The organism is Mesorhizobium sp. M0276 (assembly GCF_040321755.1).
Taxonomy (GTDB): Bacteria; Pseudomonadota; Alphaproteobacteria; order Rhizobiales; family Rhizobiaceae; genus Mesorhizobium.
Genome location: NZ_JAMYSC010000011.1, coordinates 62,217 through 80,776 on the forward strand (window position 1 = coordinate 62,217; position 18,560 = coordinate 80,776).

The following is an 18,560-nucleotide window of genomic DNA, read 5'->3' on the forward strand; positions in this document are numbered from 1 at the left end:
TACTCCAGTGCGAACGTGAAGTTGAAGGTCTCAACGGCGGGTTCGATTTGGCGCGGGTTCGATTTGGCCGGGGGTCGACTGTTCACCGTGAGCCATTGGTGGCTATCCAGATAACATGGCGCGCGCCACGCTTGCCGTTAGCGCGTGTGTTGACCTCCTCGACCGCGAAGCCGGCCTGCTTCAGCCGCCGCGTGAAGCCGCTGTCGGGGCCTTGCGACCACACCGCCAGCACGCCGCCCGGCTTGAGGGCAGTACGTGCGGCACGAAGGCCCTGAAGGCTGTAAAGCGCATCATTGGATCTGTGGACAATGCCTTCCGGCCCGTTGTCGACGTCGAGCAGGATGGCGTCCCAAGCCGCGGGGCCCGACTGTATCAGCTGCCCGACATCGGTCCCGTGGATAATGACACGCGGATCGTCAAGACAGCCGCCAAAGATTTCGGTCATCGGGCCGCGTGCCCAGGCGACGACCGCCGGCACCAGCTCCGCGACGACAATGCTGGCATCATTGCCGAGTTCTGCGAGTGCGGCGCGCAGCGTAAAGCCCATGCCAAGCCCACCGATCAGGATCCTTGGCCGCCGATGGCCGGCAATCCTCTGGCAGGATAGTTTTGCCAGCGCCTCCTCGGACCCGCTGAGACGGCTGTTCATCAGCTCGTTGGTGCCGAGCATGATCGAGAATTCCGAACCGCGCCGCTTGAGGCGAAGCTCCTGTGTGCCGTCCGGAGTCTTCGCAGAGTCTAGCTGGACCCAGGGAATCATGATCTTTGTCCGACCATGATCTTTTCCGAAAACCGCGTCCCACTTTTCGGGATCATGGTTTAAGCCGCGACTGCCGGCTGGCTCCAGCGGACAGCGAGCAGCCGGTAGGGGATCAATGCCACAACGGCGATGATCAGCTTCACACTGAGATCGCCGAGCGCCCACGAAATCCAGCGCATGGCGTCGACATGGAAGACGCCCATCAGCGGTGCTGTTTCGAGCGCAAAGCTGTCGTTCGGACCAGCGAAGGCAAACGCGGCCGAGAACGCGACGGTGAAGAATACGGCGGTATCGAACACGGATCCGACCAGCGTGCCGACGATTGGCGCGCGCCACCAGCTCTGCCGGCGCAGCCGGTTGAAGACGGTCACGTCGAGCAATTGCGCGGCAAGGAACGCCGCGCCGGACGCCGCCGCGATCCGCACCAGCCGGTCGGCGGCGGTCTCGAACTCGATCAGGCCGTGACGGAACAGGAAGGGCGGGACAAGGATCGAGCAGACCACTGCCGTCATGAAGCCGACAAAGACGATCCTGCGCGCCACGGTTGGCCCGTAGCGGCGATTGGCGAGGTCGGTGACCAGGAAGGAGAACGGGTAGGTGAAGGCACCCCAGGTCAAAAGGTCGGCCAGTGAGAGGCCGCCGACCTGGCCCTGCATCGGGAACTGCACGAGAATGTTCGACGCCACGACGACAAGCGCCATGGCGGCCACGAATGGCAGGTATCGCGAGAAGGAAGTCATTTTTTTATCCTGGGTAATGGAACCAGCGGAGCGCATGCCGAAACCGGATCACGCTCGCTCGTATTCGAGCATCGGGTTGCCGAAACCTTGCGGGCTCGATCCGATGTTCAGGCCAACAAGAGGTTGGCCAGGGCGGTCGTCCCCCGCCTTTGAACGATATCAGGCGGCGACCTGCTCGGCGATCTTCTTGGCGATCTGCTTCTTCAACAGACGCGCACGCTGCGACAATTCCTTGACGTCGGCTTTGGCCAGGAAGGCATCGAGACCGCCGCGATGTTCGACCGAACGCAGCGCGTTGGCCGAAATGCGCAGGCGCACATTCTGGTTCAGCGCTTCCGAAATCAGCGTCACGTTGACGAGATTCGGCAGGAAGCGACGCTTGGTCTTGTTGTTGGCGTGGCTCACATTGTTGCCGGACATGACTGCCTTGGCAGTGAGTTCGCAGGTGCGGGACATGATTCTAACCTTCAGTTCTCGGGTCTGCCAAACATTCAAGCCCGCGCCGGGTGGCGCGCGGTTCTGGTCAGGCGGCCTTATGGAAAAGTTGGCGTTCCATAGTTGCATTTCGCCGAGGCGTCAAGCTCCGGCTTCCCCACGGATGCGCCCGGCATTTCATATTAAGGCCGGAATTCATCCTATAAGCGGTCTCATAGGGACATGCCAGACCGGAGTTGCCCGCCTCCGGCCGAAAAATCAAGGACCCGATCCCGTCATGCTTCGTTTGTCTCTTGCCCTTGCTGCCCTGCTTGCGATTGCCTTGCCATCCGCCGCGTCCGCTGCTTCGCCACAGTCGTTCAAGGGTGAGTATACGGTCTCGTTCCTCGGCCTTTCGATAGCAAAATCAACGTTCTCCAGCCACTATGAGAACGGCGCCTATGCCATCGAAGGCAGCGTCACTGCCGCGGGTCTGGCCAAGCTGTTCGACGACACGCGCGGCACGATCTCGTCGAAAGGCACGATTTCTGGCAAGAAGATGGTGCCGCAGGCGTTCCGTGCCGATTACACCTCTGGCAAGAAGGCATCGACGGTCGATATCCGCTTTGCAGATGGCGCGGTCACCTCGACGCAGGTCGTCCCGGCGCCGGGCAAGCGCGACCCCAAGAGCTGGGTGCCGATCGGTGCCGGCGATTTGGTCTCGGTGCTCGATCCGATGGCCGCGACGGTGATCCATGCCGACAGTCTCGACCAGGTCTGCGGCCGCACGGTGAAGTTCTATGACGGCGAGATGCGTGCCGATCTGTCACTAACCTACGCTTCGAAGGGGACGATCTCGGTGCCGGGTTACAAGGGCGATACCATCACCTGCCGAATGGGTTTCGAGCCGGTGGCGGGCTATCGCAAGGGCCGCAAGGCGCTGAATTATCTTAAGAACCGCAGCCGCATGATGGTGACGTTTGCACCGCTCGGCCAAACCGGCGTATATGCGCCGATCCGCGCCACGGTGGGCACGCAGATCGGCACCTTGACCATCAGCGCCAGGCGTTTCGAGGCAATACAGTAGGGCAGGCGCCATACGCGCGCCACTGGAGACGGAATGGGGCGCGCAACACTGATTGGCTTTTCGGCGGTCGGCATGTGGGCGTTGCTGGCGCTGCTCACCGATGGGTCGGGCCAGGTGCCGCCGTTCCTGCTGTCGGCGATCACCTTCTCGATTGGCACCGGGGTCGGGCTCATCGCGCGGCTGTTCATGCCGGCGCCCGACAAGAGCCAGAAAATACCGCTGCAGGTCTGGCTGATCGGCATTGCCGGCCTGTTCGGCTACCACTTCTTCTACTTCACCGCGCTGCGCAATGCACCGGCGGTGGAAGCGAGCCTGATCGCCTATCTGTGGCCGTTGCTGATCGTGCTTGGTTCGGCGCTGATGCCGGGCGAGCGCCTGGCATGGAACCACGTCGTCGGCGCGCTGCTCGGCCTTGCCGGCACCATGCTGATCGTCACCAAGGGCGCCGGCATCGCTTTCGACGCCCGCTATGCTTACGGCTATGCCATGGCCGCCGTTTGCGCTGTGATGTGGTCGTCCTATTCGCTGTTGTCGCGGCGCTTCCCGTCGGTGCCGACCAGCATCGTCACCTGGTTCTGCGCCGCGACCGCGGTGCTGTCGTTCGCCTGCCACTTGGCGCTGGAACAAACGATTCTGCCTGACGGCGCCGGCCAGTGGCTGGCCGTGGTCGGCCTTGGCCTGATGCCGGTCGGGGCGGCCTTCTACGCCTGGGACATCGGCGTGAAGCGCGGCAACATCCAGGTGCTGGGCGCCGCAAGCTACGCCGCGCCACTGCTGTCGACGCTGGTGCTGATCGCAGCCGGCGCCGCCGAGCCGTCACTGCGCATTCTTGCCGCCTGCGTGCTCATCACCGGCGGCGCGGCCCTGGCGGCAAAGTCACTGTTTCTGCGCAAGCCCGCCGTGACAGAGAGGGGAGCGCGGGCATCCGCAAGCGGAGCCGGGGCATCCGAAGGCGGAGCCCGGGCATGACGATGCCCTTCCCGGGCGGCATTGACGCCAATGCCAACGCGACGCTGATCTTTTCGCTGGCTGCTGCGGTGATCTATGCCTTCACGCTCGGGATGCCGCCGACGCTCGCCCGCTCGGCGGCAAAGACGCTTGCCGTGGCGATGCTTGCCGTGCTGGCGGCGCTGCAAGGCGGCCCGTTGCTGCTGGTCGCAGCCCTTGCGCTCAGCGCTGTTGGCGACGCCTTTCTGTCGCGCGACGGCGAAAAGGCGTTTCTCGGCGGGCTCGCCAGTTTTCTTGTCGCCCACATTGTCTATGCCGTGCTGTTCCTGCGCAGCGGCGGCGGCTTGGAGTTGCTGGGCGCCGGATCGTGGCGTGGGGCGATCGCGCTGGCCATGCTGGTGTTTGCGATCGTCATGCTGGCGGCGCTGTGGCGGCGCGTCGGCTCCGGCCTTCGTGTCCCTATCGCCGTCTATGTCGCTGCGATCCTCGCGATGGGTGTCTCGGCCCTGACGACAAGCAGCGTCTGGATCGTCGGTGGCGCCGTGTTGTTCATGGCATCGGACGGGATGCTCGCCACGGAGAAATTCCTGGTGGCTGCCATCTCGCCGCACCGCGCGTGGATGCGCTTTGCCGTTTGGGCACTCTACTACGCGGCCCAGGTCGCGATCATGCTAGGCTTCCTGCTAAATCAGGGTTCTTATTGAGTTAGGGTTGCTTCGGTTGCCAGCCCGGCTCGGCCAGCTCAAACGCCGCAAACTCAAAACCCGGTGCGACGGTGCAGCCGACCAGCGTCCATTCGCCCAGGCTGCTCGCCGATTGCCACCAGCCCGCGGGGACGACGATCTGCGGCCGCTCACCGGCTGCGAGATCGATGCCAAGCACCTGCTTGACAACGGTGCTGCCTTGTTCCCACATCGACAGGGCCAGCGGGGCACCGGCATGAAAATGCCAGACCTCGGCGGCGTCCTTGACCCGGTGCCAAGCCGAAGCCTGATGCCGTTCCAGCAGGAAATAGATCGCGGTCGAATGGCCGCGCGCGCCGCCAGCGTCATCGCGAAAGGTCTCGGCGTACCAGCCGCCTTCCGGATGCGGCTTCAGGCCGAGCGTCGCGATGATTTCGGCGGAGCTGGTCATATCACCGGACTCTAGAAATTGTCCTTGCGCTTGCGGATTTCGGCAAAGACCTCGGCGTCCGAAGCTTTCTCCAGTCCAAGATGCTTGCGGATAGAAGGATCGTGCCAGCGCAGGAAGGGATTGGTCGACAGCTCCTCGCCGATCGTCGTCGGCAGCGTGGGCTTGTCGGCGGCGCGCAACGCCTCGATCTTGGCGGCGCGTTCTCTCAGCGCCGAGTTGGTCGGATCGACGGTCAGGGCGAAACGGGCGTTGGAGAGCGTGTATTCGTGGCCGCAATAGATGACCGTTTCAGCCGGAAGTGCCGCCAGCTTCTTCAGCGAATCGTACATGACCGGCGGCTTGCATTCGAACAGCCGCCCGCACCCCAGCGCAAACAGCGTGTCGGCGGTGAACGCCACTTTCGATCCAGGCAAATAGTAGGAGACGTGGCCGGCAGTGTGGCCGGGCGTGGCGATCACCTCGATCTTTTCATCGCCAAGATGGAGAACCGAGCCGTCTTCGACCGTTTCGTCGACGCCGGGGATCTTGGCCTTTTCCGCTTCCGGGCCGACGATGCGCAGCTTGAAGCGTTCCTTCAGCGCCAAATTGGCCTCGACATGGTCGACATGGTGATGCGTGGTCAGGATCATTGTCGGCGTCCAGCCGGTACGTTTGAGCGCGGCCAGGATGGGCGCTTCCTCGGGCGCATCGATGATCGCGGTTTGGCCGCTTTTGGGGTCGTGCACCAGAACGCCGAAATTGTCGCTGCGGCACATGAATTGTTCGATTTCGACCGGCATCGCATCTCTCCATTATCGCCGCAGACATAGGGCGCTAGCGGGCCGCTGTCATCCCGGTTATCGAGGCATTTATTGAAACCCGACAATATCACGGCTACATCCCTGCCATGCATTCCGACATCGTCGATCTTCGCTCCTTCTATTCGACAACACTCGGCCAGTTCGCCGAGCGTTCGATCACCATGGCGTTGTCGTCGATATGGGCAGCCGTGCCCAACGAGCGGCTGGTCGGTCTCGGCTACACCTTGCCTTGGCTGGAGCGCTTCGGCGCCGATGCCGAGCGGGTCTTCGCCTTCATGCCGGCAACGCAGGGCGCAGTAGTCTGGCCGGCGACGGGGCCGACGGCGACGGCGCTGGTCTTCGACGAGGAACTGCCGCTGGTCGATTCCTGCATCGACCGCATGCTGCTCGTCCATTCGCTCGAACATGTCGAGAACCCGCGTGAGACGCTGAACGAGATCTGGCGTGTGCTGTCGCCGGCGGGCCGGGTGGTCATCGTCGTCCCGAACCGGCGCGGCGTCTGGGCGCGCTTCGAGCACACGCCGTTCGGCAATGGCCGGCCTTTTTCGCGTGGACAGCTCACCGAATTGCTGCGCGAGGCGAATTTCACGCCCGCGTCCTGGTCCGATGCGTTGTTCTTCCCGCCATCGCGGCGGCGCTTCATGATGCAGTTCCACAATGTGCTTGAACGCGCCGGCCGGCGGCTGTGGCCGATCTTTTCCGGGGTCATCGTCGTCGAGGCGCAGAAGCGGCTCTATCAAGGCGTGCCGGTCGCCCAGCGCGCCTCGCGCCGCGTCTTCGTGCCCGTGCTGTCGCCGCATGGCGCCACCCGGCTTGGCCGTCGCAACGAGGTCGGGGATACCAAGTCATCGGTTGCGCGGGTGACGGCTTCGTGATCGGGGCAAGAGTGCCTGGCGTCGGTTCCCTGCCTATCTGTCGCAAGTGGAGTGACAGCGCACCTGGCAGTCCATTTGGACGACGGATGCCTGCAAGTCTCTCCAACCGGTTTCGGCACTGAACGCAAGGACCTCGGACATGGCTGATCAACCGGACTATGCCGCCATCGTCCAGCCGGTTGTGGTGGCGGTCGAAGCCAGCAGCCTGAGCGATCAGGTGGCGTCGATCAGGAGGGCGCTGGCGGGATCGCCGGTTCGCAAATGGTTGCTCTGGACAGCGGTCGGCATGATGGCCGTGATCATCGCAACGTCGATCGGCCAGGTTCTGCTCAACCGCTGGAATCAGCCTTTCTACGACGCGCTCGCGCGGCGCGACATGGCGGCCTTCCTGCACCAGCTTCTCGTCTTTGCGGCAATAGCCGGTGGACTTCTGGTGCTCAATATCGGCCAGACCTGGCTCAACCAGATGATCCGGCTGAAGCTGCGCGAGGCGCTGACGCTGGATCTGATCGACCAGTGGACGCGGCCCGCGCGCGCCTTCCGGCTGGCCAATGCCGGTGCCATCGGCGTCAATCCCGACCAGCGCATGCAGCAGGATGCGGCGCACCTCTCGGACCTGTCGACCGACCTCGGTGTCGGGCTGCTGCAGTCATGCATCCTGCTCGTGTCCTTCGTCGGCGTGCTGTGGGAGCTGTCCTCAGGCTTCGTGTTCCACATCGGCGGAACCGCACTGGCCATACCGGGCTACATGGTCTGGGCCGCCATTCTTTATGCCGGCACCGCCTCCTGGCTGAGCTGGCTGGTTGGACGCCCGCTCATCAGCCTGAACAGCGACCGCTACACACGTGAAGCCGAGCTGCGCTCCTCGATGGTGCGCGTCAACGAAAATGTCGATGCCATTGCGTTGTACCATGGCGAGCCCGATGCCAGGCGGCGGCTCGAACTCGATCTCGGCACGGTGCTAGGCGCCATGCGGCGCATCTACAGCGCACAGATCAATCTAGCCTGGGTGACCGACTCTTATGGCTGGATCACCGTCGTCGCGCCAATCCTGGTCGCCTCGCCGGTGTACTTCGCAGGTGATATCAGTTTTGGCGGATTGATGATGGCGGTCGGGGCCTTCAACCAGGTCCATTCGTCGCTGCGCTGGTTCATCAACAACATCGGCAGCATCGCCGATTGGCGCGCCACGCTGATGCGCGTCGCCGATTTCCGCATCGCTCTCGACGAAATCGATGTGCTCCACGACACGGAAAGGCGCATCGAGTTCGGCGACAACGCCAATGGCAACCTGACTTTCGAGAAGCTCGAAGTGGCCTCGCCGGAGGGCTGCACGAGGCTCGCGGACCAGCATGTCGAAATCCGTCCCGGCGAGCGCGTCATGGTCATCGGCGAGGCGGGCGCCGGCAAGACGCTGTTCTTTCGTGCCATTGCCGGCCTGTGGCCATGGGGAAGCGGGCGGATCGGCCTGCCGGCGGCAGAAACCCTCATATTCGTGCCGCGCGTCCCTTATTTCCCGACCGGCACGTTGCGCGAGGTGCTTGATCACCCGAACGGACCCGCGCCGGCGAGTGACGCCGACATTTCGAAGGTGCTTGCAGAGGTCGGTCTTGAACGGCTGTCGTCGTCGCTCGACCGCGCCGGGCGATGGGACCACGAGCTGGGCGATGACGAACAGCGCTCGCTGGCCTTCGCCAGACTCGCCTTGCGGCAGCCGAAATGGGTGATCATCGATGAAGCACTGGATGCATTTGACGGCCCGTCGCTACGGCGAGTGCTGGCCATGCTCGAGAAGCGTTTGCCTGGGACTGCGATCCTCAACATAGGGCGCGGCCTGCACAACAATCAGTTCTTTCCGCGCGCGTTGACGATCGTCAAGGATACCGGCGCTCCCGCTCTGAAGCCCGCCCGCGTCAGGGCCGGCGCCATCGAACCGCCGCCAGTCGCTGCCCGCCGCAAGGCATAGACCGATGTTCATGTTCAGAGCGGTTCATCGTTTCACGGAAACGCCGATCCGCTCCAATCGTTTGTTTTGACGCAAATCCCAGGGGGAAGGCGCTATGCGCTTTTCCTGGGAAGGCCGTCCGATGCTTTTCCCAGAATTCCTCCGCGCAAAGCTTTATTCTGCCGTGATCGCGCCGCAAGCTTGTCCAGAGGAACAACCCTGGCGACGGCCATGCTTGATGCTTTGCGCCTGCTTGCCTGTCTTGCCTGCGCCCAGGCCGCCGCCTCGCCGCCGGATGCGCCGGCCGTCGACGTCGAGTTGGTGCTTGCAGTCGACATATCGCTGTCGATGGACGAAAAGGAGTTCGCCCTGCAGCGCGCCGGTTATGTCGAGGCGTTGCGACATCCTGACTTTATCAAGGCTGTTCGCGCCGGCGCCACCGGCCGGATCGCGCTCACCTATTTCGAATGGGCCGGCACGGTGCGTGACGACGCGGTCATCGGCTGGCAGATCATCGACAGCGCGGAGAGCGCCAACCTCTTTGCCGACAAGGTTGCGGCCCGCCCGTTCCGCAGCTTCCGCGGCACCTCGATTTCCGGTGCGCTGGCCTTCGGCACCGAGCTTTTCGATCACACTTCTTTCAAGGGCGAACGGAGTGTCATCGATATTTCCGGTGACGGTCCGAACAATATCGGGCCGCCGGTCACCGCCACGCGCGATGCGGCGACCGCAAAGGGCATCGTCGTCAATGGATTGCCAATCCTGATCAGTCCATCACCCACCTTCAGTCATCTCGACCAGTATTACGCGCAGTGCGTGAGCGGCGGGCCCGGTTCCTTTGTGCTGCCGATTTATGCGGCCGCCGAATTTTCGACGGCCATCCGGCGCAAGCTGATCCTCGAAGTAAGCGGCAATCAGGACGAGGCGAGAATCATGCCCGTCGACGTGGCGACGCCGATAGACTGTCTGCAGGGCGAACGGGATAGGCGGTTCTTGTCCGATCCGTATTTTCCGGAACTCGACCGGTGAGCCTTACTGGAACTTGTCGTGCATGTCGTAGTCTAGAACCGGTGGACACTTTTAGGCGACATGCAATTAGGCCGGTCGGGCGCCAAACTTGTCGCGGAACTCGTTGTAGAGATCGCGGCGCCAGCGCCGGCCGTGAATATAGCCGTGCATCAGTTCCGGCAGCGTGTAGCCGAGCGATTTCGACGAGCGATTGGCCATGTAGCCCTCAAATGCTTGAGGTATCCGGCCCCTGAGAATATCGGCGATAATCTGCCGCGAGATCATGTATGGCGGAATATGCGGGTAGGCGTCGGCAATATGCGGATGTTTGCCCATCAGGTTCGCATAGGCTTCGACATAGCCGTCACGGCGGCCTGAAATGGAGTTTTCCGAGTTGTATTTCGTCCAGTCGATGTCTTCGGACAACCGAGCGCCATGACGGCGCGCTAGCCGCAGCAGCAATTCCCGGTCCTGCATCCGGGTGATGTCGCTGTCATAACCGCCAATGCCCAGCAAGGCCTCGCGGCGAGCGGTTATCGCGGAGCCGGCGATGAAGATCGTCTGTGCGACCAGCGTCCGTTCCAGCATCGTCGGGCTCACGAACGCATCGCGATTGACGCAATTGGTGGCGCGATTGCCCTTCAGGGACACAAAAGAGCTGATCAATACCTGAAGTGCGGAATTGTCGTCGAAGCGGGCCAGGGTTCGTTCAAGCCGGTGCGGCAGGTAAACGTCGTCCGAATCGAGGAATGTCACCACGGGCGCCCGGGCCCGCTCGATGCCGGCATTCCTGGCGGCATTGGCGCCTCGCCATTTCGCACCGACATAAATCAGCCGCGGGTCTTGAATGCGGGCAAGTGCCGCCTCGGTTCCGTCGGTCGAGCCATCGTCAACGACAATATGCTCGAGCCTTGGCATGCTTTGGGAAAGCACGCTTTCCACGGCGCGCAACACCGTTTCGCGCCGGTTGTGGGTCGGCGTGATGACGGTAACGAGAGGTGTTGGATCCATGATCCCGGCCATGTCGTGTCAGCTGTTTCCTGCGCAGAGCTGCGCGTCTATCCAGGACTTTTCAATTCTTGGAACGGTCGAATGGATCGAACTTCCTTTCCGCGACATCCCGTAGTGGATCCGACGCTACAAAAAGCAGCTGCCCGTGTCATCCACTTTACCGATACTCGAGCCGCGCAAGCCAACGAATTCCGGTTATTAGCGCTCCATTTGCAACAGCATCGTCGAACAGAGCATATGCGAATCACCACGGAAGCGGCCTGCCGCAGCGGACAGCATATATTCCATTACCTCGAACGTAATCGTTTTATGCTCGGCGTTCGGTCAGATTGCCCTTGCGAGGCCGGCAACTCGGCTTCGTTGACAAGGGAGTACAGTCATGACCGCCTACGCCGTTGCCCATATGCGCCAGGCCACGATGGGCCCGCAGATCGTCGAATATCTGCAGAAGATCGATGCCACGCTGGAACCTTTCGGCGGTCATTTTCTGGTTCATGGCGGCGATCTGGAAGTGATCGAGAACGACTGGCCTGGCCACCTGATCATCATCGAATTTCCCGACAGGCAGCATGTGCATGGCTGGTACAACTCGCCCGCCTACCGGGCAATACTCGCACTACGCACGGATAATTCGGAGGCCGATGTGGTGCTCGCCGACGGGGTCGAGCATCCGCATAAGGCGACGGATGTTCTGGAATAGTTGACTGGTCCCAAATCAATGCAACGTTGGGGGCACGGCTCAAGATGCGATAAATCGGCTAACTGTGCCCGATATAGTCGGGCACGATCTCGATTTCGTCGCGAACTATGCCGGCAGCGAAGCTAAACTGGCCCCAGAATGCCAAGCTATAAAAGACCTGACCGACAATCAGGGAGAACGGAATTTGCCAAAGCGGCATCCCTGTCTCCCGAGCATGGCCCACAATGCGTCGTGTTGTGCGCCACGACATGGTGAACCAACGGCTGAAAGACTTGGCTACCCGTCGCATGCGACTAGGCGAATTGAGGGCCACGAACTTTCGGTCGGCGTCGCGGCCTGTAACCAGGGCCCGCCAGTAAAAGAAACGCCAGCCCCGCGGTGAGTAGTGGTAGACGCGTGCGTTGACATTATGAATTTTGTGGCCTTCACGCAGCAGTTGGCGCATCAGCAACGTGCAGGAAACCTTGAAGCCATTATGGTTCGGGAAAGGATGACTGACGATCCATTCACGCCGAAACCCTACGTTGTTTGCGTTCATCGCCCGCTTCGACGCGAACCGACTGTCTCCATGGGCCATCGGAAAAAACCAGATCAAGGCAAACGTTCTTGAAAAAAAATCATCGTGCGAAAGATATGTGTATCCATTTACACAAATAATTTTGGGGTCTTTGAATGGCTCGAGCAAACCCGTCAGCCAGCCTGGTTCCGGCACGACGTCGGAATCGATCAAGATGACGATATTTCCGTCAGCTGCCAGCATGCCCTTGTTCTTCAGGTCGTAGTATCGGCCTCCGGGGAAAGCTGTGAAGACCAGGTTGGAGACTTGACCCAACTGCGGTGCTTCAGCCGCGATTTTATGATGCAGCGCATCTGTTTCCGACTCTGCCGCGCCGTGAGAGATAACAACCGTCGGTCGCGCCAGGCCGCTCGCGGAAACTGCGGCGATTTCCCGCGCCAAAGCCTTCAGTCCAACGCCGATCTCGTCCCAGTCAATGGACTTGGCGTTTTCCATTTCCATGACGAGCGAGTATGTTGCGCGTTCTTCAACCATCCCGGCCCCAAATATCTATCGATAACCAGGGGGAATATAGTCGCCTCGTCGCGATGTAAAGGCAATCCGTGCTGATCAACCGGCAGCGTTTTCGCCATTGTCCGGCACAATCTGCGTATTGTCTTTGCGGTAAAATTGGGACTTCACGCCGCTTCTTAAAGAAGCCCCCGAATTCGATGACTGATGGTCTGGAATTTTGAGAGGGCAGAGTACTGCGACAGAAAGCGCTCCCTCCATTCCATATTGATTGTGTCTCTTTGAACCTCAAGGCTGGAATTGAGGGCCGACGCAGGTCCAAAAGTGATGTGGGTGCCGGCCAGATGCGCAATTTTCTCAAGGCAGGTCTGTGGGTTTGCCAAGACTTCCTCATACGTCAATGGCAGGAAGGGCAGTCCGTTCTTTGCAAGCCAGACATCCCACGCGAGATTTTCCAGTCCGATTTTCTTAAGCGATTCTGCGATGGCTGGGCCGTCGTAGCGTGGTGAATTCTGGCCTTTCTCGGTAGAGCGGAATCGTCCCGTTTGACGGGCGCGTGTCCAAGAGATCGCCTGGCCAAGAAGATCGCGGCGGGTCAAGCGGACGTAGCGCAGCGCTGGAAGGCTGGCCGGGAGGTCCACAGTCTTGGACACTTGCGAAAACTGGCTTGCAAATATTTTGACTGCGTAAATCCCCGAGGGGGTGCGTCCGTCCTTCAGTGCCCGTAAAACCTGAGCACGGGGATCTCGCGGATAATTGGGCAGTTCCAGAACGCGGCGGCCGCCGAACCACTCGAGAGGTTTGCCAAGTCCCGCACCTGCCATCAACTCGGCGAGATAGTTGCTGCCGCTCCGAGGTGACGTGCAGATCAGAATCCCGGCCTTTATCCCAGCCAGAACGTCCGGTGGAGTTTCAACGGGCAGAGGGCCTCTTCGAAAAAGATGCATGGCTAACACAGCTACCGCTTCAGCAAGAACACCGCCTGCTGGCCGAAGAAATTCCAGAACCACCACGGCATCGACAGACCTATCTTCTGGCCGTTGGCGTCGAGTGCCGTCGCCTTTTCCACTGTCGCACCGAGTTCGTCGCACAGATTGACGAAGTCGCGGATGGTGCAGAAATGGATATTGGGCGTGTCGTACCAGGAATAGGGCAGGTCCTTTGTCACCGGCATGCGACCCTGGATGAACAGCGACAGGCGCACCCGCCAATGGCCGAAATTGGGAAAGGATACGATGGCGCGGTTGCCGATCCTGAGCAGTTCGTCGAGCACCAGCTTCGGGTTGCGGGTGGCCTGCAGCGTCTGCGACAGGACGACGAAGTCAAAGCCCTTGTCGGGATAGAATTCGAGATCCTTGTCGGCATCGCCCTGGATGACCGAGAGGCCGCGCGCCACGCATTCGTTGACGCCGCGCTGCGACAGCTCCAACCCACGGCCGTCGACCTGCTTGGTGTCCTGCAGCAATTCGAGCAGCGAGCCGTCGCCCGAACCGACATCGAGCACGCGGGACTGCGGCGGGATGAGATTGGCGACGACCTCGAGGTCGACGCGCTGGTCGCGATTGACACTCATGATGCCGCCTCCTGCGTGGAGCATGATCCTGGACAGACCAGTCCGCAACTTTCCAGGGTCATGCGCTGAGCCCTCTCGCCCGGGCCGCCGAGCCGATGAAGCCGTTGATGGCGGCAAACAGTTCCGGCTCGTCCAGCAGGAAGGCATCGTGGCCGCGATCGGTCTCTATCTCGACGAAGGACACCGAGGCGCCGGCGGCGTTCAGCGCATGCACGATCGAGCGGCTCTCCTCGGTCGGAAACAGCCAGTCCGACGTGAAGGACACCAGGCAGAAGCGGGTTTTGGTACCGGCAAAAGCGTCGGCCAACCGGCCGCCATGGTCGGCTGCGAGGTCGAAATAGTCCATCGACCGGGTCATGTAGAGGTAGGAATTGGCGTCGAAGCGATCGACGAAGGTCATGCCCTGGTGGCGCAGATAGCTCTCGATCTGAAAGTCGGCGTCGAAGCCGAAGGTCAGCGCTTCGCGATCCTGCAGATTGCGGCCGAATTTCCGGTGCAGCGCGGCCTCCGACAGATAGGTGATGTGGGCGGCCATGCGCGCCACCGCCAAGCCTTTTTCCGGGCGTTTGCCGTGCTCGAAATATTTGCCGCCATGCCAGTCCGGATCGGCCATGACAGCTTGCCGGCCGACCTCGTGGAATGCGATGTTCTGCGAAGAATGGCGCGCGCCTGTGGCGATCGGCAGCGCCGAGAAGACGCGCTCCGGATAGCTCGACGCCCATTCCAGCACCTGCATGCCACCCATCGAGCCGCCGAGCACGCAGAACAGCTTTTCGATGCCGAAATGGTCGATCAGCATCTGCTGCGCGCGCACCATGTCACGGATGGTGATGATCGGCAGGTCGAGCCCATAGGGCTTGCCGGTGGCCGGATTGGTCGAGGCCGGGCCTGTGGAACCAAGACAACCACCGATGACGTTCGAGCAGATGACGAAGAAGCGGCTGGTGTCGATGATCTTGCCGGGGCCGATCAGCACTTCCCACCAACCCGGCTTGCCGGTCACCGGATTGGTGCTGGCGACGTGCTGGTCGCCGGTCAGGGCATGGCAGACGAGGATCGCGTTGGAGCGGGCGTCGTTCAGCGTGCCATAGGTCTGGTAGGCGATCTGGAACGGCGACAGCAGCGTGCCGGCGTCGAGCTTGAGCGGCTTGTCAGGCCCAAAACGCAAAACCGGGCTCGACGGCTGGTCGGCCTCGTTGTTGGTTTTGCGAGCACGCAGAGCGGCCATTGCATCCATCTCACACCTTGATCCCTGCACCGTGCTTTTCGAAAATCGACGCCGATGCGGTGTCCGGCCGGCGCGGGCAATAAAAAACCGGCATTGCAGTCGCAAAGCCGGTTACAGGATGCAAACGGCCCTTTAGCAAGTTGTTTAACGTGGCTGCAAGCCGACCGGCCAAATCACCACGGTAGTTCGTACCCCTTCTAGGGCTGCGGCAGGCCGGCGTCAACGGCCAGCCATTGTCCGGAGGCGGTCACCTCTCGACATTGCGGGCCACGGCTTGTATTTCCGCTGCGGCTTCCCTGAGGAAGCGTTCTCGACGGATTTTGCGACATGAGCCAGACACCGGACAAGGCACGTCCAACCCCGCGCGCGGGCATCATGGACATCGACGCCTATGTGCCGGGCAAGAGCACGGCGCCTACCGGCGTCGCCAAGGTCTACAAGCTTTCGTCGAACGAGAACCCGCTCGGTCCCTCGCCAAAAGCGATCGAAGCCGCGCGCGAGATTGCCGGAAAGCTCGACGTCTATCCCGACGGCACCGCCAGGCGGCTGCGCGAAGCGATCGCCGAAGTGCACGGTCTCAACCCGGCCAACATCATCTGCTCGAACGGTTCCGACGAGATCCTCGGCCTGCTGGCGCAGACTTATCTGTCGCCCGGCGACGAGGCTGTCATCACCGAACACGCCTTCATGGTCTACAAGATCTACATCCAGTCGGCGGGTGCCGTTCCGGTGACGATCAAGGAAAAAGAGGAGCGCGCCGACATCGACGCCATCCTGGCCGCCATCACGCCACGCACCAAAATCGTGTTCCTTGCCAATCCCAACAACCCGACCGGCACCTATGTGCCGTTCCAGGAGGTGCGCCGGCTGCATTCCGGTTTGCCAAGGCACGTGCTTCTGGTGCTCGACGCGGCCTATGCAGAATATGTCCGCCGCAACGATTACGAAGCCGGCATCGAGCTGGTCGGCAGCGCCGAGAATGTGGTGATGACCCGTACTTTCTCGAAGATCGGCCTTGGTGGGGCGCGGATCGGCTGGATGTACGCGCCGATGCACATCGTCGACGCGATCAACCGCGTGCGTGGCCCCTTCAACGTCAATGCAACGGCGATCGAGGCCGGCATCGCGGCGATCCGCGACCGCGCCCATGTCGAGCGCAGCGTCGCGCACAACGAGACCTGGCTGGCATGGTTGAGCGAGGAGTTCACCAAGCTTGGGCTGCGGGTGACGCCGAGCGTCGGCAATTTCGTCCTTGTGCATTTTCCCGAGGACAACAAGCATTCCGCAGCTGCGGCGGACGAGTATCTAACCGCGCGCGGCTATATATTGCGGCGGGTTTCCGGCTACGGCTTTCCCAACGCGCTGCGCATGACCGTCGGCACCGAAGAGGCCAATCGCGGCGTTGTCGCCGCACTCACGACATTCCTGAAAAGCTAGAACACCATGACATCACCGATGTTTGAAAAGATCGCGCTGGTCGGCATCGGCCTGATCGGCTCGTCGCTGGCCCGCGTCATCCGCCGCGAGGGGCTGGCTGGCCTCGTAGCCATCTCGACCCGCAGTGCCGCGACGCTGGCGCGAGCGAAAGAACTTGGGCTGGGTGATTCCTACACCACCGATGCGAGCGAAGCGGTCAGGGATGCCGATCTGGTCATCGTCTCGGTGCCGGTCGGCTCGTCCGGCGCGATCGCCGAGGAAATTGCGTCTTCATTGAAGTCGGGCGCGATCCTCACCGATGTCGGCTCGACCAAGGCATCTGTCATCGCGCAGATGCAGCCTTATGTGCCAGCCGGCGTCCACTTTATTCCCGGTCATCCGCTGGCGGGCACAGAGAAATCCGGCCCCGATGCCGGGTTTGCCGACCTATTCGACAATCGCTGGTGTATCTTCACGCCGCTGCCCGATACTGACCCGGACGCGCTGGAACGGCTGTCGGAATTCTGGCGCCGCTGCGGCGCCAACATCGACACGATGGATCCTCAGCATCACGACATGACGCTGGCCATCGTCTCGCATTTGCCGCACATCATCGCCTACAATATCGTTGGCACCGCCGATGATCTGCAGTCGGTAACCAAGTCCGAGGTGATCAAGTATTCAGCTTCGGGCTTCCGCGACTTCACCCGCCTTGCCGCTTCCGACCCGACCATGTGGCGGGACGTGTGCCTGCACAACAAGGATGCAATCCTCGAAATGCTGGCGCGGTTCTCGGAAGACCTGGCGTCGTTGCAACGCGCGATTCGCTGGGGTGACGGCGAAAAACTCTTCGACCTGTTCACCCGCACCCGGGCCGTGCGCCGCTCGATCATCGAGGCCGGCCAGGACATCGACGTGCCCGATTTTGGCCGCCAGGCGGTCGAACACCCGGCCAAGACTTAAATTTGTTTCAGGCCGGCCAGCTCGCCGCAACCATCGCCAGCGTCTCGGCTCTATTCGGTGCCCCAAGCCTGCCGCCGAAGCGCAGGCATTTGAGCGCGGCGGCCGCACTGGCAAAGCGCAAAGTATGCTCGACGGGCATGGCTTCCGCCAGGCCGACGGCGAAGGCGCCGTGAAAGACGTCGCCGGCGGCCAATGTGTCGACCGCTTTGATTCTCGGCGCCGCGACATGACGCACACAGCCTGCGGAACGGTCGTGCCACCAACTCCCCGCCGCGCCGCCAGTCACCGCGACAAAGGCGTCGGTGTGGCTGGCGAGATCGGCGCAAGCCGTTTCCGGGTCGAGCGCCTGGCCGCAGACAATGCGCGCCGCCGGCTCCGAAGCGACGATATGCGTGGCGAGCGGCAACAGCTGTTCCAGGACCTCCAGCGGCGCGGTGTCGGCATCGAGGATCGCCGGCCGGCCGACGGCGCGCGCTGCGTTGAGGGCAAGTGCTGCCGCGCCCGGCCAGCGGACATCGACCAAAACGGCGTCGAATGCCATGAGGTCGGCGACCGGCAAGGCTTCGGGATCGGCTTGGGCACGCCCGTCATAGAACGGCACGATGATGCGCTCACCATGCGCATCGACCAGGATCGAGGCCAGCGCCGAGCGAGCGCCCCCGACGCGGCGGACATAGGCGCAATCGACACCTTCGGCTTCGATCGCGGCAACGAGATGGTCGCCGACGGGATCGTCACCCGCACTAGCCCACAGCGACACCTCGGCGCCCAAGCGGTGCGCGGCGCAGGCAGCACTGGTGGCCATGCCCGAGGCGATCTGGACGCCGTCGGAGGCGATGAACTTGCCTTGATGCAGCGGCAGTGTCTCGACACGCAGGATGGTGTCCAGCGTCAGCGCGCCGACGCTAAGAAGTTTTGCCGGTCTGTTCAT

Annotated in this window: 20 protein-coding genes and 1 riboswitch; of the genes, 9 read left to right on the plus strand and 11 right to left on the minus strand. The window is 62.1% G+C overall.

Going from position 1 to position 18,560, the window contains the following annotated elements:
• Window positions 1–82: 82 nt before the first annotated feature.
• From NKJ01_RS11005 to rpmB, 3 genes are all read right to left on the minus strand, one after another.
• The gene (locus NKJ01_RS11005) at window positions 83–760 is read right to left on the minus strand and encodes a spermidine synthase family protein (RefSeq protein ID WP_352727860.1); all 678 of its coding nucleotides are present in this window, start codon (window positions 758–760) and stop codon (window positions 83–85) included.
• A 59-nt stretch (window positions 761–819) separates the two neighbouring features.
• Window positions 820–1,500, minus strand: coding sequence for a queuosine precursor transporter (locus tag NKJ01_RS11010; protein ID WP_352727862.1), 681 nt, complete (start codon window positions 1,498–1,500; stop codon window positions 820–822).
• Between the two features lie 159 nt (window positions 1,501–1,659).
• Window positions 1,660–1,956: a 50S ribosomal protein L28 gene (rpmB, locus tag NKJ01_RS11015; protein WP_023757258.1), complete on the minus strand. Its 297-nt coding sequence runs from the start codon at window positions 1,954–1,956 to the stop codon at window positions 1,660–1,662.
• Between the two features lie 256 nt (window positions 1,957–2,212).
• On the opposite strand from rpmB, the gene NKJ01_RS11020 reads away from it, so the two are divergent.
• The 3 genes from NKJ01_RS11020 to NKJ01_RS11030 are packed head-to-tail and all read left to right on the plus strand — an operon-like array spanning window position 2,213 to window position 4,653.
• Window positions 2,213–3,001 (plus strand): DUF3108 domain-containing protein, encoded by a 789-nt coding sequence (locus NKJ01_RS11020; protein ID WP_352727864.1) that lies wholly within the window; start codon window positions 2,213–2,215, stop codon window positions 2,999–3,001.
• A gap of 33 nt (window positions 3,002–3,034) precedes the next feature.
• Window positions 3,035–3,970, plus strand: coding sequence for an aromatic amino acid exporter YddG (gene yddG, locus NKJ01_RS11025; RefSeq protein ID WP_352727866.1), 936 nt, complete (start codon window positions 3,035–3,037; stop codon window positions 3,968–3,970).
• A complete protein-coding gene (locus tag NKJ01_RS11030) occupies window positions 3,967–4,653 on the plus strand; it encodes a lysoplasmalogenase family protein (protein ID WP_352727868.1) in 687 nt (228 codons plus the stop codon). Before yddG ends, NKJ01_RS11030 begins: the two co-directional genes overlap by 4 nt.
• Before the next feature lies 1 nt (window position 4,654).
• On the opposite strand, the gene NKJ01_RS11035 is transcribed toward NKJ01_RS11030, so the two are convergent.
• On the minus strand, window positions 4,655–5,083 hold the full coding sequence (locus tag NKJ01_RS11035) for a cupin domain-containing protein (protein ID WP_352727870.1): 429 nt from the start codon (window positions 5,081–5,083) through the stop codon (window positions 4,655–4,657).
• An 11-nt stretch (window positions 5,084–5,094) separates the two neighbouring features.
• On the minus strand, window positions 5,095–5,862 hold the full coding sequence (gloB, locus tag NKJ01_RS11040) for a hydroxyacylglutathione hydrolase (protein ID WP_352727872.1): 768 nt from the start codon (window positions 5,860–5,862) through the stop codon (window positions 5,095–5,097).
• A gap of 107 nt (window positions 5,863–5,969) precedes the next feature.
• Between gloB and NKJ01_RS11045 the strand changes: the two genes are divergently transcribed.
• The 3 genes from NKJ01_RS11045 (at window position 5,970) to NKJ01_RS11055 (ending at window position 9,732) form a co-directional block, all read left to right on the plus strand.
• Window positions 5,970–6,758, plus strand: coding sequence for a class I SAM-dependent methyltransferase (locus tag NKJ01_RS11045; protein ID WP_352607153.1), 789 nt, complete (start codon window positions 5,970–5,972; stop codon window positions 6,756–6,758).
• Window positions 6,759–6,897: 139 nt separating this feature from the next.
• The gene (locus tag NKJ01_RS11050) at window positions 6,898–8,724 is read left to right on the plus strand and encodes an ABC transporter ATP-binding protein/permease (protein ID WP_352727874.1); all 1,827 of its coding nucleotides are present in this window, start codon (window positions 6,898–6,900) and stop codon (window positions 8,722–8,724) included.
• Window positions 8,725–8,934: 210 nt separating this feature from the next.
• Window positions 8,935–9,732 (plus strand): DUF1194 domain-containing protein, encoded by a 798-nt coding sequence (locus tag NKJ01_RS11055; protein ID WP_023757250.1) that lies wholly within the window; start codon window positions 8,935–8,937, stop codon window positions 9,730–9,732.
• A 66-nt stretch (window positions 9,733–9,798) separates the two neighbouring features.
• On the opposite strand, the gene NKJ01_RS11060 is transcribed toward NKJ01_RS11055, so the two are convergent.
• The gene (locus NKJ01_RS11060; RefSeq protein WP_352604317.1) at window positions 9,799–10,734 is read right to left on the minus strand and encodes a glycosyltransferase family 2 protein; all 936 of its coding nucleotides are present in this window, start codon (window positions 10,732–10,734) and stop codon (window positions 9,799–9,801) included.
• Window positions 10,735–11,101: 367 nt separating this feature from the next.
• On the opposite strand from NKJ01_RS11060, the gene NKJ01_RS11065 reads away from it, so the two are divergent.
• The gene (locus tag NKJ01_RS11065; RefSeq protein ID WP_352727877.1) at window positions 11,102–11,422 is read left to right on the plus strand and encodes a DUF1330 domain-containing protein; all 321 of its coding nucleotides are present in this window, start codon (window positions 11,102–11,104) and stop codon (window positions 11,420–11,422) included.
• 58 nt (window positions 11,423–11,480) lie between these two features.
• Here NKJ01_RS11065 and NKJ01_RS11070 read toward each other — a convergent pair whose 3' ends face one another.
• From NKJ01_RS11070 to metX, 4 genes are all read right to left on the minus strand, one after another.
• Window positions 11,481–12,473, minus strand: coding sequence for a glycosyltransferase family 2 protein (locus NKJ01_RS11070; RefSeq protein WP_352727878.1), 993 nt, complete (start codon window positions 12,471–12,473; stop codon window positions 11,481–11,483).
• A 155-nt stretch (window positions 12,474–12,628) separates the two neighbouring features.
• Window positions 12,629–13,459, minus strand: a complete 831-nt coding sequence (locus NKJ01_RS11075) for a Stf0 family sulfotransferase (protein ID WP_352604321.1) — start codon at window positions 13,457–13,459, stop codon at window positions 12,629–12,631.
• Window positions 13,408–14,022 (minus strand): methionine biosynthesis protein MetW, encoded by a 615-nt coding sequence (gene metW, locus NKJ01_RS11080; protein WP_023757246.1) that lies wholly within the window; start codon window positions 14,020–14,022, stop codon window positions 13,408–13,410. The genes NKJ01_RS11075 and metW overlap by 52 nt, the downstream gene beginning before the upstream one ends.
• Before the next feature lie 58 nt (window positions 14,023–14,080).
• Entirely contained in the window at window positions 14,081–15,250 is a 1,170-nt protein-coding gene (gene metX, locus NKJ01_RS11085) for a homoserine O-acetyltransferase MetX (protein WP_352604323.1), read from the minus strand.
• Window positions 15,251–15,362: 112 nt separating this feature from the next.
• Window positions 15,363–15,440: riboswitch (SAM riboswitch) on the minus strand.
• Window positions 15,441–15,577: 137 nt separating this feature from the next.
• On the opposite strand from metX, the gene hisC reads away from it, so the two are divergent.
• Window positions 15,578–16,687: a histidinol-phosphate transaminase gene (gene hisC, locus NKJ01_RS11090; protein ID WP_352727881.1), complete on the plus strand. Its 1,110-nt coding sequence runs from the start codon at window positions 15,578–15,580 to the stop codon at window positions 16,685–16,687.
• 6 nt (window positions 16,688–16,693) lie between these two features.
• Window positions 16,694–17,629, plus strand: a complete 936-nt coding sequence (locus NKJ01_RS11095; protein WP_352727883.1) for a prephenate/arogenate dehydrogenase family protein — start codon at window positions 16,694–16,696, stop codon at window positions 17,627–17,629.
• A gap of 7 nt (window positions 17,630–17,636) precedes the next feature.
• Here NKJ01_RS11095 and NKJ01_RS11100 read toward each other — a convergent pair whose 3' ends face one another.
• Window positions 17,637–18,560 carry a sugar kinase gene (locus NKJ01_RS11100; RefSeq protein ID WP_352727884.1) on the minus strand — a complete coding sequence of 308 codons (924 nt, stop codon included), beginning with the start codon at window positions 18,558–18,560 and terminating at the stop codon, window positions 17,637–17,639.